Source organism: Halorubrum sp. CGM4_25_10-8A (genome assembly GCF_005435025.1).
Lineage (GTDB): Archaea > Halobacteriota > Halobacteria > Halobacteriales > Haloferacaceae > Halorubrum > Halorubrum ezzemoulense.
In genome coordinates, this window is the sequence record NZ_SGTX01000002.1 from 75,180 (window position 1) to 88,440 (window position 13,261).

Annotated in this window: 12 protein-coding genes; all 12 read left to right on the top strand. The window is 69.0% G+C overall.

Annotated features, from left to right (window positions below; all coding sequences use genetic code 11):
- Positions 1–91: 91 nt before the first annotated feature.
- The 12 genes from rnz to EXE52_RS02820 all read left to right on the top strand — a co-directional run bounded on the left by rnz (position 92) and on the right by EXE52_RS02820 (position 13,245).
- Positions 92–1,024, top strand: coding sequence for a ribonuclease Z (gene rnz / locus EXE52_RS02765; protein WP_094583469.1), 933 nt, complete (start codon positions 92–94; stop codon positions 1,022–1,024).
- A 304-nt stretch (positions 1,025–1,328) separates the two neighbouring features.
- Positions 1,329–2,255 (top strand): replication factor A, encoded by a 927-nt coding sequence (locus EXE52_RS02770; protein ID WP_049932247.1) that lies wholly within the window; start codon positions 1,329–1,331, stop codon positions 2,253–2,255.
- A gap of 1 nt (position 2,256) precedes the next feature.
- On the top strand, positions 2,257–2,889 hold the full coding sequence (locus EXE52_RS02775) for an RPA family protein (RefSeq protein WP_086219920.1): 633 nt from the start codon (positions 2,257–2,259) through the stop codon (positions 2,887–2,889).
- Between the two features lie 124 nt (positions 2,890–3,013).
- Entirely contained in the window at positions 3,014–3,418 is a 405-nt protein-coding gene (locus EXE52_RS02780) for a CopG family transcriptional regulator (protein ID WP_049932250.1), read from the top strand.
- 350 nt (positions 3,419–3,768) lie between these two features.
- Entirely contained in the window at positions 3,769–4,872 is a 1,104-nt protein-coding gene (gene pdhA, locus EXE52_RS02785) for a pyruvate dehydrogenase (acetyl-transferring) E1 component subunit alpha (RefSeq protein WP_049932323.1), read from the top strand.
- Positions 4,873–5,859 carry an alpha-ketoacid dehydrogenase subunit beta gene (locus EXE52_RS02790; RefSeq protein ID WP_007345778.1) on the top strand — a complete coding sequence of 329 codons (987 nt, stop codon included), beginning with the start codon at positions 4,873–4,875 and terminating at the stop codon, positions 5,857–5,859.
- 87 nt (positions 5,860–5,946) lie between these two features.
- Positions 5,947–7,602 (top strand): dihydrolipoamide acetyltransferase family protein, encoded by a 1,656-nt coding sequence (locus tag EXE52_RS02795; protein WP_137703423.1) that lies wholly within the window; start codon positions 5,947–5,949, stop codon positions 7,600–7,602.
- Entirely contained in the window at positions 7,602–9,029 is a 1,428-nt protein-coding gene (lpdA, locus tag EXE52_RS02800) for a dihydrolipoyl dehydrogenase (protein ID WP_049932253.1), read from the top strand. Before EXE52_RS02795 ends, lpdA begins: the two co-directional genes overlap by 1 nt.
- A 333-nt stretch (positions 9,030–9,362) precedes the next feature.
- The gene (gene katG, locus EXE52_RS02805) at positions 9,363–11,498 is read left to right on the top strand and encodes a catalase/peroxidase HPI (RefSeq protein ID WP_137703424.1); all 2,136 of its coding nucleotides are present in this window, start codon (positions 9,363–9,365) and stop codon (positions 11,496–11,498) included.
- 293 nt (positions 11,499–11,791) lie between these two features.
- Complete coding sequence (locus tag EXE52_RS02810) at positions 11,792–12,121, top strand: DUF5783 family protein (RefSeq protein WP_094583397.1); 330 nt, start codon at positions 11,792–11,794, stop codon at positions 12,119–12,121.
- A gap of 77 nt (positions 12,122–12,198) precedes the next feature.
- Positions 12,199–12,579, top strand: a complete 381-nt coding sequence (locus tag EXE52_RS02815) for an iron-sulfur cluster biogenesis protein NfuA (protein WP_049932256.1) — start codon at positions 12,199–12,201, stop codon at positions 12,577–12,579.
- 246 nt (positions 12,580–12,825) lie between these two features.
- Positions 12,826–13,245, top strand: coding sequence for a PPC domain-containing DNA-binding protein (locus EXE52_RS02820; RefSeq protein WP_049932257.1), 420 nt, complete (start codon positions 12,826–12,828; stop codon positions 13,243–13,245).
- Positions 13,246–13,261: the final 16 nt, after the last annotated feature.

Consider the following 13,261-nt stretch of genomic DNA (forward strand, 5'->3'; position numbering starts at 1 on the left):
GTGGGTGTCGACCGATCGGCCGCCCGCCCGATCCGGCGCCCTCCTCCCCCGCATCGACACCGGTTTACAACCGCCGACCCGATGAGTCGCCATGTCTCTTCGCGTCACGTTCCTCGGGACGGGCGGCGCCGTTCCCACCGTCGAGCGCGCGGCCAGCGCCGTCTTCGTCAACCGCGAGGGCGACCGCTTCCTCTTCGACTGCGGCGAGGGCACGCAGCGCGAGATGATGCGCAGCGGCACCGGATTCGCCGTCGACCGCGTGTTCGTCTCGCACCTCCACGGCGACCACGTCCTCGGCATCCCCGGCCTCGTCCAGACGCTCGGGTTCAACGACCGCACCGACCCGCTGGCGATCCACTGCCCGCCGGGGACCGGCGGGCACCTCCACGACCTGGTCCACGCGGCCGGCCACGACCCCGCCTTCCCGATCCGGATCGAGCCGGTCGCTCCCGGCGAGGTCGCCCACGAGACCGACGAGTACGAGATCCGCGCGTTCGAGACGGAACACCGCACCGTCTCGCAGGGGTACGTCCTAGCGGAGGACGACCGCCCCGGCCGGTTCGACCGCCCGAAGGCGGAGGAGCTCGGCGTCCCCGTCGGGCCGAAGTTCGGCCGCCTCCACGGGGGCGAGCCGGTCGAGGCCGAGGACGGCACGGTCGTTGAGCCGGAGCAGGTCGTCGGCCCGCCGCGTCCGGGCCGGAAGCTTGTCTACACCGCGGACACGCGCCCGCGCGAGTCGACGGTCGAAGCGGCCGCGGACGCCGACCTGCTCATCCACGACGCCACCTTCGCCGACGACATGGCCGACCGCGCCCGCGACACGGCCCACTCGACCGGCGGCGAGGCGGGGTCGATCGCCGACCGCGCGGACGCGAAGCGGCTCGCCTTGGTCCACATCTCCTCGCGCTACGCCGCCGACCCGCGCCCGATCCACCGCGACGCCCGCGAGGCGTTCGACGGCGAGTGCCTGCTCCCCGACGACGGCGACCTGATCGAGGTGCCGTTCCCCGACGCCGACGAGTGAGGGTCCCGAACACCCGTTCCTCCGTTCGGCTCGTCCCCCTCCGTGCTACCGCAAACCGTGGGACGGTTCCACTCGAAACGGCGCCCGCGCACGGCTGACGCGCGTCTGACGCGGCCGCCGCCGCTCCGGTGTCTTCCGAGCATCTGATCCGCGGTCGGTCCGGCGCCGATCCGGAGAACTCCGGAGAGAAGCGCGCTCTCGACGGATACGTTCACTTTCACCGCGGTCACGGGCGTTTTAATACGGTGAGGAACCAACGGCCGTACGCCTCCCAGTGAAACAAGACCGGAGGCGGAGACACCCCATGAGCGAACTGCGACAGGAAGCGGAAGCGATAGCGGAACAGTTCTCGGACCACACGGACGTCGACCCCGACGATGTCGAGGAGCGCCTGACGACGCTCGTCGACGAGTACCGCGTGCCGCTCGACGAGGCGAGCCGGAGCGTCACCAACAGCTACCTCGAAGACGCCGGGATGGAGCGCGACGAGCTCGGCCGCGGCGGCAGCGAGGAGGTCCTCGTCAACGACATCGACGAGGACGAGCAGTGGGTGGACCTGCGCGTCGAGCTGGTCGACCTGTGGGAGCCCCGCAGCGACTCCATCTCGCAGGTCGGGCTCCTCGGCGACGAGTCGGGCACGATCAAGTTCGTCGCCTTCGAGACCTCCGACCTCCCCGAGCTGACGGAGGGACAGGCGTACGAGCTCTCGAACGTCGTCACCGACGAGTACGAGGGGAGCTACTCGGTGAAGCTCAACCGGACGACCGGTATCACCGAGATCGACGAAGCGATCGAGGTCGGCGACAACGCCGACACCGTCGAGGGCGCGCTGGTCGACATCCAGTCCGGCTCCGGGCTGATCAAGCGCTGCCCCGAGGAGGACTGTACGCGCGTCCTCCAGAACGGGCGCTGCTCCGAGCACGGCCAGGTCGAGGGCGAGTTCGACCTGCGGATCAAGGGCGTCCTCGACGACGGCGAGACCGTCACCGAGGTCATCTTCGACCGCGAGGCCACCGAGGATCTCACCGGCATGACCCTCGAGGAGGCCAAGGACATGGCGATGGACGCGCTCGACACCACCGTCGTCGCCGAGGAGATGGGCGAGGACGTGCTCGGGCGCTACTACCGCGTCACCGGCCCGACCTTCGGGCGGTACGTCCTGGTCGACGAGATGGAGGACCCCGGCACCGTCGACGTTGAAAGCGCGCTGATCGAAGCGAGGTCGATTTGAAATGAGCCAGTCAGCCCCCACCCGAGAGGTCGCCCGGCGCGTGTTCGCGAGCGAGTTCAACGACGCCGGCTACACGTTCACCGAGTCCGACGACGAGCGGGCCCCCGTCTACGCGCTGCTGCCGACGGGCGAGTCCTCGAACCGCGTGTTCTTCGTCGGCACCCTCACCGAGAAGGAGGACGTCGGCGAGGACAGCGAGTACTGGCGCGGTCGCATCGTCGACCCGACGGGCACGTTCTTCGTGTACGCCGGCCAGTACCAGCCCGAGGCCGCTTCCAAACTCCGGGACCTGGAGCCCCCGGCCTACGTCGCAGTCGTGGGGAAACCCCGGACCTACGAGACCGACGACGGCACGGTCCGAGTGTCCGTCCGCCCCGAATCGATCACCGAGGTCGACGCCGCCACCCGCGACCGCTGGGTCGCGGAGACCGCCCGCCGTACCGTCGAGCGCGTCGCCGCGTTCGACGACGAGGGCAACGAGTACGCGCGAATGGCCCGCGAGGAGTACGACCTCGACCCCGAGACGTACAAGGCCGCCGCGCTGTCGGCGTTAGAGGACCTCGACGAGAGCGGCGACGAGCTCGCCGGCGACGCCGGCGACGAGCCGGACCCGGCCGAGACGCCCGAGCCCTGACCGGCGACGGCCGACCGCCTCGACGAACCGATCGGGCGCGTCACCCCGTAACGACTCACTTTTCGCCGTTTCTTGCGACTGTCTGACAAACCATTAAGTGATCCGCGCGCCCACGTTTCGGGTGATGGGCAACAAGAACAAGACCATCTCGTTCCGCGTCAACGAGGACGCGTTCGAGGCCCTTCGCGACATCGCCGAGGAGCGGGACATCTCGCTGTCGGCGGTGTTCCGAGACTACGTGGACGCGCTCGTTGCCCACGACGGCCAGGTCCGGGTCGTCCCGGAGTCGGAACTGGCCGACGCGGGCGACGACGGCGAGCCGTTTCCCCCGAAAGTCGAGGTTCCGAAGAGCTTCGTCCGCGAGCACGAGCGGCTGGAACTCGAGGCCGAACACCTCCGGGAGCAGCTCGAAGAGCACAAGCGGTACGTCAATCACCTCCGGGAGCAGCTCGAGGACGAGGACGACGACGTGATCCAGCTCGAAGACCTCGACGGCGAGCCGGACGAACCCGCTTTCCGCCTCGGGTAGCCGCCGATTCCTTCCATTTCCACCGCTCCGTCGATCCGGGAGAGACCCGTCCACCGTTGAGCTACGGCGCCGTCCGCTCCGACCGTCCGCGACGTTCGGACCGTACTTCGATGACGGTCGGACGCGCGGACGAAAACCTTCCTGTTCGTCCGTTACTAACCGCTGAACCGCCCATGTTGGCGAAAATATTGCCGTGATGCTCCGAGTTTGTTCAGAAACGTCCGATTCTCGACCCGTCTGATGGACGGTCTCTCAGAGCGACGCCGCTATTTCTGAGTATACTAAATTATTTACGAAAACGATATTACCCGGGCGGTGAAGGGATCCTACATGCGAAGGTGGGTTCGACCGTGAACGTGTTCGATAGGGCGTACGACGATACGGTTCGCGTCCTCGACGAGGACGGCGAGGTCGTCGGCGACGTGCCGGACCTCGACGACGAATCGCTCGTCGACATGTACAGGCACATGCGGCTGGCGCGTCACTTCGACGGCCGCGCGGTGAGCCTCCAGCGACAGGGGCGGATGGGGACGTACCCCCCGCTCTCCGGCCAGGAGGGGGCCCAGATCGGCTCGGCGTTCGCGCTCGACGACGACGACTGGATGGTCCCGTCGTACCGCGAACACGGCGCCGCCCTCGTCCACGGGCTCCCGCTGAAACAGACCCTGCTCTACTGGATGGGTCACGAGGACGGCAACAACGCGCCGACGGACGTCAACGTCTTCCCGGTCGCCGTCCCCATCGCGTCGCAGATCCCCCACGCGACGGGCGCCGCGTGGGCCTCGAAGCTCCGCGGCGAGGACGACGCGTTCGTCTGCTACTTCGGCGACGGCGCGACGAGCGAGGGCGACTTCCACGAGGGAATCAACTTCGCCGGCGTGTTCGACACGCCGACCGTCTTCTTCTGTAACAACAACCAGTGGGCGATCTCCGTTCCGCGAGAGCGCCAGACCCGGAGCGCGACCCTGGCGCAGAAGGCGGAGGCGTACGGGATCGACGGCGTTCAGGTCGACGGCATGGACCCGCTGGCGGTGTACAGCGTCACGGAAGCGGCCTTAGAGAAGGCGCGCGACCCCGAGACCGACCGGCCGCGGCCGACGCTGATCGAGGCGGTCCAGTACCGGTTCGGCGCGCACACGACCGCCGACGACCCGACCGTCTACCGCGACGACGACGAGGTCGAGCGCTGGAAGCGGAAGGACCCCATCGACCGGCTGGAGTCGTACCTCCGGGACGAAGGGGTCCTCGACGACGAGCGCGTCGCGGAGATCGAGTCGACGGTCGAGGCCCGGGTCGCGGACGCGATAGACGAGGCTGAATCGATGGCGCGCCCCGACCCGCGCGAGCTGTTCGAACACGCGTACGCGGAGCTTCCGCCCGAGCTGGAGCGGCAGTACGAGGAGTTCGCCGCCCTGCGCGACGAGCGCGGCGACGCGGCGTTCCTGGAGGAGTAAATGACCGAGACACAGAACCTCACGCTGGTACAGGCGATACGAGACGGACTACACACCGAACTGCGCGAGGACGACGACGTCGTCGTGATGGGGCAAGACGTCGGGAAGAACGGCGGCGTCTTCCGCGCGACCGAGGGCCTGTTCGACGAGTTCGGCGGCGACCGGGTGATCGACACGCCGCTGGCCGAGTCGGGCATCGTCGGCACCGCGGTCGGGATGGCCGCCATGGGGATGCGACCGGTCCCGGAGATCCAGTTCTCCGGGTTCATGTACCCCGGCTTCGACCAGATCGTCTCGCACATGGCGCGGTTCCGGACCCGCAGCCGCGGGCGGTTCACGCTCCCCATGACGCTACGTGCCCCCTACGGCGGCGGGATCCGCGCGCCCGAACACCACTCCGAGTCGAAGGAGGCGTTCTACGCCCACGAGGCCGGGCTGAAGGTCGTCATCCCCTCCACGCCGTACGAGGCGAAGGGGCTGCTCGCGGCGTCGATCCGCGACCCCGACCCGGTGATATTCCTCGAACCGAAGCTGATCTACCGGGCGTTCCGCGAGGAGGTCCCCGAGGAGCCGTACACGGTCCCCATCGGCGAGGCGGCCACGCGCCGCGAGGGCGACGACGTGGCCGTCTTCACCTACGGCGCGATGACTCGCCCCACGCTGGAGGCCGCCGAGACGCTCGGGGAGGAGGGGATCGAGTGCGAGGTCGTCGACCTCCGCACGATTTCCCCGCTCGACCGCGAGGCGGTCGTCGAGGCGTTCGAGAAGACCGGTCGCGCGGTCGTCGTTCACGAGGCCCCCAAGACCGGCGGGCTCGCGGGCGAGATCACGGCGATCCTTCAGGAGGAGGCGCTGCTGTACCAGGAGGCGCCGATCGGCCGCGTCACCGGCTTCGACGTGCCGTACCCGCTGTACGCGCTGGAGGACTACTACCTCCCGTCTGCCGCCCGCATTGAGGACGGAATCTTGGAGGCGGTCGAATTTTAAGATGTCCGGCAGAGGTACACCCATGAACGCCGAGGACCGGCGCACGACGGCAGAGGGGAGACGCCCGACCGCCGAGGGGGGCGACGAATGACGGTCGAGGAGTTCAAACTGCCCGACGTCGGCGAGGGCGTCGCGGAGGGCGAACTCGTCAGCTGGCTGGTCGCGCCCGGCGACCGCGTCGAGGAGGACCAGCCCGTCGCCGAGGTCGAGACCGACAAGGCGCTCGTCGAGGTGCCGTCGAGCTACGACGGCGTCGTCGAGGAGCTGTTCGCCGAGGAGGGGGAGATGGTCCCCGTCGGCGACGTGATCATCTCGTTCCGCGTCGACGAGGACGGCGAGGCGGCCGCCGGCGACGACGCGGAGGCCGAACCGGAGCCGGAGCCCGACTCGCCCGACGAGTCGGCGTCGGAGCCGACCACCGAGGCGGCCGACGCCGAGCCCGACACGCCCGCCGGACGCACCTTCGCGCCGCCGTCGGCCCGCCGGCTCGCCCGCGAGCTCGGCGTCGACGTCGCGGCCGTCGACGGGAGCGGCCCCGGCGGCCGCGTCACCGAGGCCGACGTGCGCGCCCACGCCGAGGGCGACGCCGGGGCCGCCGACGCGGGCGCCCCGGACGACGGCCCCGAACCCCGTCCCGCGCCGACGCCGACCGATCCCGGCTCCGACGGGCGGAAGTCCGCGGTCAGCAAGCGCGGCGCCGACGACGGCTCCGCCGACGCCCCGGCGACGCCCGCCGGCGGGCCCGACCCCGCGGGCCGGGAGACGACGCTCGCGACGCCCGCCACGCGGAAGGCCGCGCGCGACCGCGACGTGGACATCGACGACGTGCCGACCGACCAGACCCGGGACGGCGAGGCGTTCGTCACGGCCGAGGCCGTGAACGCGTACGCTGACGCGCTGGAGTCGCCCGCGTCGACGCCCGAGCCGGAACCGGTCGAGACGGGCCCGGGCACGGAGCCCGCCGTGACCGCCGGCGACGCGTCCGAGACGAGCGCTCCCGCGTCGGGCGACGAGACCGTCCCGTACCGCGGCGTCAGGCGCACCATCGGCAAGCAGATGGAGCGCTCGAAGTTCACGGCGCCGCACGTCACCCACCACGACACCGCCGAGGTCGACGCGCTCGTGGAGGCCCGCGAGGAGCTGAAGCCGAAGGCCGAGGCCGAGGGGGTGAAGCTCACCTACATGCCGTTCGTGATGAAGGCCATCGTCGCCGGGCTGAAGGAGTACCCGTACCTCAACAGCGAGCTCCGGGAGGACGACGAGGAGATCGTGTTGAAAAGCGAGTACAACCTCGGCATCGCGGTCGCGACCGACGCGGGTCTCATGGTTCCCGTCGTCGAGAACGTCGACGAGAAGGGGCTCTTCGAGCTGGCCGACGCGGTGAACGACCTCGCCTCGCGCGCCCGAGAGCGGAAGCTCAAGCCCGCGGAGATGCAGGGCGGGACCTTCTCTATCACCAACTTCGGCGCGATCGGCGGCGAGTACGCCACGCCGATCATCAACTACCCCGAGACGGCGATCCTCGGGCTCGGGGCCATCGAGGAGCGCCCTGTCGTCCGCGACCACGCGGACGTCGAGTCCGAGTTCCTCGACGACTCGGACGACTCGACGGTCGTCCCGGCGCCGACGCTCCCGTTGTCCTTATCGATCGACCACCGCGTCGTCGACGGCGCGGTCGCGGCCGAGTTCGCGAACACCGTCATGGAACACTTGGAAAACCCCCTGCTGTTACTCAACGAATAATGGTCGTCGGAGATGTCACCACGGGAACGGAGGTACTGGTCATCGGCGCGGGGCCGGGCGGCTACGTCGCCGCCATCCGCGCCGCACAGGAGGGGCTCGACACGACCCTCGTCGAGAAGGACGCCTACGGCGGCGCCTGTCTCAACCGCGGCTGTATCCCCTCGAAGGCGCTGATCACGGGGAGCGGGCTCGCCCACGAGGCCGGCAACGCGGAGTTCATGGGCGTCCACGCGGACCCCGCCGTCGACATGGGGAAGATGATCGAGTGGAAAGACGGCGTCGTCGACCGGCTCACCGGCGGCGTCGAGAAGCTCTGTAAGGCGAACGGCGTGAACCTGATCGAGGGGACCGCCTCGTTCGTCGGCGAGGACACCGTCCGCGTCGCGCACGGCGGCGACGGGCAGGGCTCTGAGACGCTCTCGTTCGAACACGCGGTCGTCGCGACCGGCTCGCGTCCGATCCAGATCCCCGGCTTCGAGTTCGCCGAGGACCACGTTTGGAGCTCCGCCGACGCGCTCGACGCCGACACCGTCCCGGACCGGCTCGGGATCGTCGGCGGCGGCTACATCGGGATGGAGTTGGCGACGACGTACGCCAAGCTCGGGGCCGACGTGACGGTCGTCGAGATGCTCGACGACATCCTCGACCCCTACGAGGACGACGTGAAGCGGATCGTCCGGGAGCGCGCCGCGGAGCTCGGCGTCGAGTTCAACTTCGGCGAGGGCGCGAGCGAGTGGTCGGAGGCGCCCGACGGCGGGTACCTCCTCCACACCGAGACGGAGGACAGCGAGGAGTCGACGTACGGCGTCGACAAGATCCTCGTCGCGGTCGGCCGTCAGCCAGTCACCGACGGCCTCGACGTAGCGAACGCCGGTATCGAGACGGACGACCGCGGCTTCATCGAGACGGACGATCGCACGCGCACGGCGGTCGAGCACATCCACGCCGTCGGCGACGTCGCGGGCGACCCGATGCTCGCGCACGCGGCCTCGAACGAGGGGATCGTCGCCGCCGAGGTGATCGCCGGTGAACCCGCCGCGCTCGACCGACAGGCCGTCCCCGCCGCGGTGTTCACCGACCCCGAGATCGGGACGGTCGGGATGACCGAGGCCGAGGCCGAGGACGCCGGCTTCGATCCCGTCGTCGGCGAGATGCCGTTCAACGCCTCCGGCCGGGCGATGACGACCGGCCACACCGAGGGGTTCGCCCGGATCGTCGCCGACGAGGAGACCGGATTCGTCCTCGGCGGGCAGATCGTCGGACCCGAGGCGTCGGAGCTGATCGCGGAGGTCGCGCTCGCGGTCGAGATGGGCGCGACCCTCGAAGACGTGGCCGCCACCGTCCACACCCACCCGACGCTCGCGGAGGCGGTGATGGAGGCCGCGGAGAACGCTCGCGGGCAGGCGATCCACACGCTGAACCGCTGAGCGGCCCGTCTTCGAGACCCCGGGTCGGCGCCGTCGGCGACTCGACGCTCCCGCGCGGAGTCAGAAGTGGCCGCGAGGCGAACGGACGCGCCCGCCTCCCTCGGGTGGAACTCTCACACATGATTATCGAACTGTCGACTTCTCGATCCGTAGCGGGGTCGCCACTCGCTTCCCGGCGGAGCACGCCACGCGGAGCGCCGCTGCGGCCCACGACGCCGACTTCGCAGATCGGAAAACAGAACTTCAGTTTCTCGATAGAAACTCTCGGTTATATCGATTATTGTCTCCTCGTATTAGACAATATTATCCGTAAAGAAGGGCGACTATTTTTTGATGGCTAGTAACACCCAAGAGTGGTGGCCGGACCAGTTGGACCTGGAGTTGCTCGATCAGAACTCCGCCGACATCGGTCCCTACGGCGAGGAGTTCGACTACGCCGAGGCGTTCGAGGAGCTCGACCTCGAGGCGGTCAAGTCCGACCTCGAAGACGTGATGACCGACTCGAAGGAGTGGTGGCCCGCCGACTACGGCCACTACGGGCCGCTGTTCATCCGGATGGCGTGGCACAGCGCCGGCACGTACCGCTCGCTCGACGGCCGCGGCGGCGCCGCCGGCGGCCACCAGCGCCTCCCCCCGATCAGCAGCTGGCCGGACAACGTGAACCTCGACAAGGCCCGGCGGCTGCTGGAGCCAGTGAAGACGAAGTACGGCGAGAAGCTCTCGTGGGCGGACCTCATCGTCCTCGCCGGCAACGTCGCGCTCGAGTCGATGGGCTTCGAGACGTTCGGCTTCGCGGGCGGCCGCGAGGACGACTTCCGTGGCGACGACGCGGTCGACTGGGGCCCCGAGAGCGAGTTCGAGACGACCTCCGAGGAGCGCTTCGACGAGGAGGGCGACCTCAAGGCGCCGCTCGGCAACACCGTGATGGGCCTCATTTACGTGAACCCCGAGGGGCCGAACGGCGAGCCCGACCTCGAAGGGTCCGCGAAGAACATCCGCCAGTCGTTCAGCCGCATGGCGATGAACGACAAGGAGACCGTCGCCCTCATCGCCGGCGGCCACACCTTCGGCAAGGTCCACGGCGCCGACGACGGCGACAACCTCGGTCCGGAGCCCGAGGACGCCCCCATCGACCTCCAGGGACTCGGCTGGGACAACGAGTTCGGCGAGGGGATGGGCCCCGACGCGATCACCAGCGGCATCGAGGGGCCGTGGAACGCCACCCCGACCGTCTGGGACATGAGCTACGTCAACAACCTGCTCACCTACGACTGGGAGCCGGAGAAGGGTCCCGGCGGCGCGTGGCAGTGGACAACGGAGAACGACGAGCTCGACGACGCCGCGCCCGGCGTCGCGGACCCCGACGACAAGGAGGACGTGATGATGCTCACGACGGACGTCGCCCTGAAGCACGACGACGACTTCCGGGCCGTCTTAGAGGAGTTCCGCGACGACCCCGAAGAGTTCCAGGAGACGTTCGCGAAGGCGTGGTACAAGCTCATCCACCGCGACATGGGCCCGCCGGAGCGGTTCCTCGGCCCCGAGGTCCCGGAGGAGACGATGGTCTGGCAGGACCCCCTGCCCGAGGCCGACTACGAGGCCATCGGCGACGCGGAGGTCGCCGAGCTCACGGACGCGCTCCTCGAGTCCGGCCTGTCGACCGGCGAACTCGTCAAGACCGCGTGGGCGGCGGCGTCCACCTACCGCGACAGCGACAAGCGCGGCGGCGCCAACGGCGCCCGCATCCGCCTCGAACCGCAGCGAAGTTGGGAGGCCAACGAGCCCGAGGCGCTCGCTGACGTCCTCTCGACGCTCGAGGAGATCCAGACCGAGTTCAACGAGTCGCGCGACGACGACGTCCGCGTCTCGCTCGCCGACCTCATCGTGCTCGGTGGGACGGCGGCCGTCGAGCGGGCCGCGGCCGACGCGGGCTACGACGTCGAGGTGCCGTTCGAGCCCGGCCGCGTCGACGCGACGGCGGAGCAGACCGACGTCGACTCCTTCGAGGCGCTCGAGCCGGAGGCCGACGGCTTCCGTAACTACCTCGGCGACGCCGACGAGCCGGTCGAGGACCTCATGGTCGACAAGGCGGACCTGCTGAACCTGACCGCCAGCGAGATGACCGTTCTGGCCGGCGGTCTGCGCGCGCTCGGCGCGACGTACGGCGATTCCGACCGCGGGGTCTTCACCGACGAGCCCGGCGCGCTCACCAACGACTTCTTCGCGAATCTGCTCGACATGGAGTACGAGTGGGACGCGGTCACCGAAGACGAGGACGTCTACGAGATCCGCGACCGCGACACCGGTGAGGTCGCGTGGGAGGCGACGCGCGCCGACCTCATCTTCGGCTCGAACGCGCGACTCCGGACCATCGCGGACGTGTACGCCAGCGACGAGGAGAAGTTCGTCGAGGACTTCGCCGCGACGTGGAGCGAGATCATGAAGCTCGACCGCTTCGATCTCGAGTAACCCGATCGCCGCGCTCCCGGTTTTCTCTCTGACTCTGCCCCCGCCGAACGCGGGCCGGCGGTGCGTCGCTCCGCCGTCGCCCGCCGTTCGAGCCTCTCGCTGTCGGCCGCCGAGTCGTGACTCTCGCTTCGGACCCGGTGACCGGCGCCGATCAAATTCTATATCGCGACATATAATTTATCTTGTCGGCCACGTTCGAATCTCTCCCCGAGCCGCGAGTTCGAGGGGGCCCCCGTTTCGGCGTCTCGGGGGCGATCGACCGGCTTTTTTCCCGTCGAGCCCTCGCTGGCGACATGGCCGACGAGTTCGACCCGGAGAAGTTCGAGGACAAGTACGCGCACTACTTCAACGAGCTCCAGCGGGCGTACAAGAACGCGTTCAACCAGATGAACGACCGGTACGACTCGGAGCTGATCCACGGCATCGACCAGACCGTGCTCAACGAGTCGGAGCCGTTCTACGAGGACGGTGAGTTCCGCGTCGAGCTCCCGGAGAGCCCGCGCGAGCGCATCCGCGGCGCCGTCGCGGTCGACGACGAGACGTTCGAGGAGACGCTCGAGGAGTACGTCGAGCGGATCGAGTCCGAACTGTACCGGACCCTTGGGGTCGACCGACCGGAGTAGGGGTCCGACGCGGCCCGCGACGGGAGCGGATCCGGCCGAACCAAAGGCATAAGCCCGGTGCCCGCCAACTCGCGGGCATGAGCACGGACACGGCTGACGCGGACAACGAACTCCGCGAGCGGATCACGAACTTCCTGCGGCGCAACTTCCCGCAGATCCAGATGCACGGCGGCAGCGCCGCCATCGCCCACCTCGACCGCGAGAAGGGCGAGGTGACGGTCCAGCTCGGCGGGGCCTGTTCCGGCTGCGGTATCTCCCCGATGACGATCCAGGCGATCAAGTCCCGGATGGTCAAAGAGATCCCCGAGATCGAGACGGTCCACGCCGACACCGGCGCGTCGGCCGGCGCCGACGGCGACCTCGGCGGCACCAGCAGCGGCGGCGGGATGTCTCCCTCCTTCCCCGGGGAGACGACCGACGACGACGGCGACGACGAAGGCCCCCAGGCGCCGTTCTGAACCCCGCCGACCACGCCTTTCCTCTCTTTCCGCTCCGCGAGTCGCAACGCCGTCAGCTACTGAACCGCCTATCTCTGTAGATCCACCGTTTCTACGGTGTAGACGCGTTCTCTCGGCCTTATTGTCGTCTCTCTGACTCTCGCTGTCGTCGCTAGATGTATCACATAACGCTATATTGAATTGAGTTCGCCGTCCTCCTCGGTCCGACTGAAGCCTTTTTCTCCCCGGCCGCCGTGGGGAGTTGCTATGTACCACCGCGAGGTCGAACCAACGGCGGAGTACGTCGCGCGGTTCGAAACGGGGGCCGACTGGCGCGAGGAGATCGAGTCGCTCGCCCGCGAGGAAGACGTCGAGGCCGGCTGGTTCACGGCGCTCGGTGCGGTCCAGGACGCGGACGTCTGGTTCTACGACCAAGACGAGACCGAGTATCGCTCGGTGACGTTCGACGAACCGCTCGAGGTGGCCGCCTGCGTGGGCAACGTCTCGCTGTTGGAGGGCGACGTGTTCGCACACACCCACGCCGTCCTCTCGCGGCCGAGCGGACAGGCGCTCGCGGGGCACCTCGACTCGGCGACGGTCTGGGCCGGCGAGTGTCACCTGCGCGCGTTCGCCGAGCCGCTGGAGCGCTCGCACGACGAGGCGACGGACCTCGACCTGTGGCTGTGACCCGTCGACCGCGCCA

Coding starts and splice junctions, on each gene's coding strand:
- EXE52_RS02780 (WP_049932250.1), top strand. CDS start 3,014: ATGGGCAACAAGAACAAGACCATCTCGTTCCGCGTCAACGAGGACGCG.
- EXE52_RS02775 (WP_086219920.1), top strand. CDS start 2,257: ATGAGCCAGTCAGCCCCCACCCGAGAGGTCGCCCGGCGCGTGTTCGCG.
- EXE52_RS02770 (WP_049932247.1), top strand. CDS start 1,329: ATGAGCGAACTGCGACAGGAAGCGGAAGCGATAGCGGAACAGTTCTCG.
- katG (WP_137703424.1), top strand. CDS start 9,363: ATGGCTAGTAACACCCAAGAGTGGTGGCCGGACCAGTTGGACCTGGAG.
- EXE52_RS02815 (WP_049932256.1), top strand. CDS start 12,199: ATGAGCACGGACACGGCTGACGCGGACAACGAACTCCGCGAGCGGATC.
- EXE52_RS02820 (WP_049932257.1), top strand. CDS start 12,826: ATGTACCACCGCGAGGTCGAACCAACGGCGGAGTACGTCGCGCGGTTC.
- rnz (WP_094583469.1), top strand. CDS start 92: ATGTCTCTTCGCGTCACGTTCCTCGGGACGGGCGGCGCCGTTCCCACC.
- EXE52_RS02795 (WP_137703423.1), top strand. CDS start 5,947: ATGACGGTCGAGGAGTTCAAACTGCCCGACGTCGGCGAGGGCGTCGCG.
- EXE52_RS02790 (WP_007345778.1), top strand. CDS start 4,873: ATGACCGAGACACAGAACCTCACGCTGGTACAGGCGATACGAGACGGA.
- lpdA (WP_049932253.1), top strand. CDS start 7,602: ATGGTCGTCGGAGATGTCACCACGGGAACGGAGGTACTGGTCATCGGC.
- EXE52_RS02810 (WP_094583397.1), top strand. CDS start 11,792: ATGGCCGACGAGTTCGACCCGGAGAAGTTCGAGGACAAGTACGCGCAC.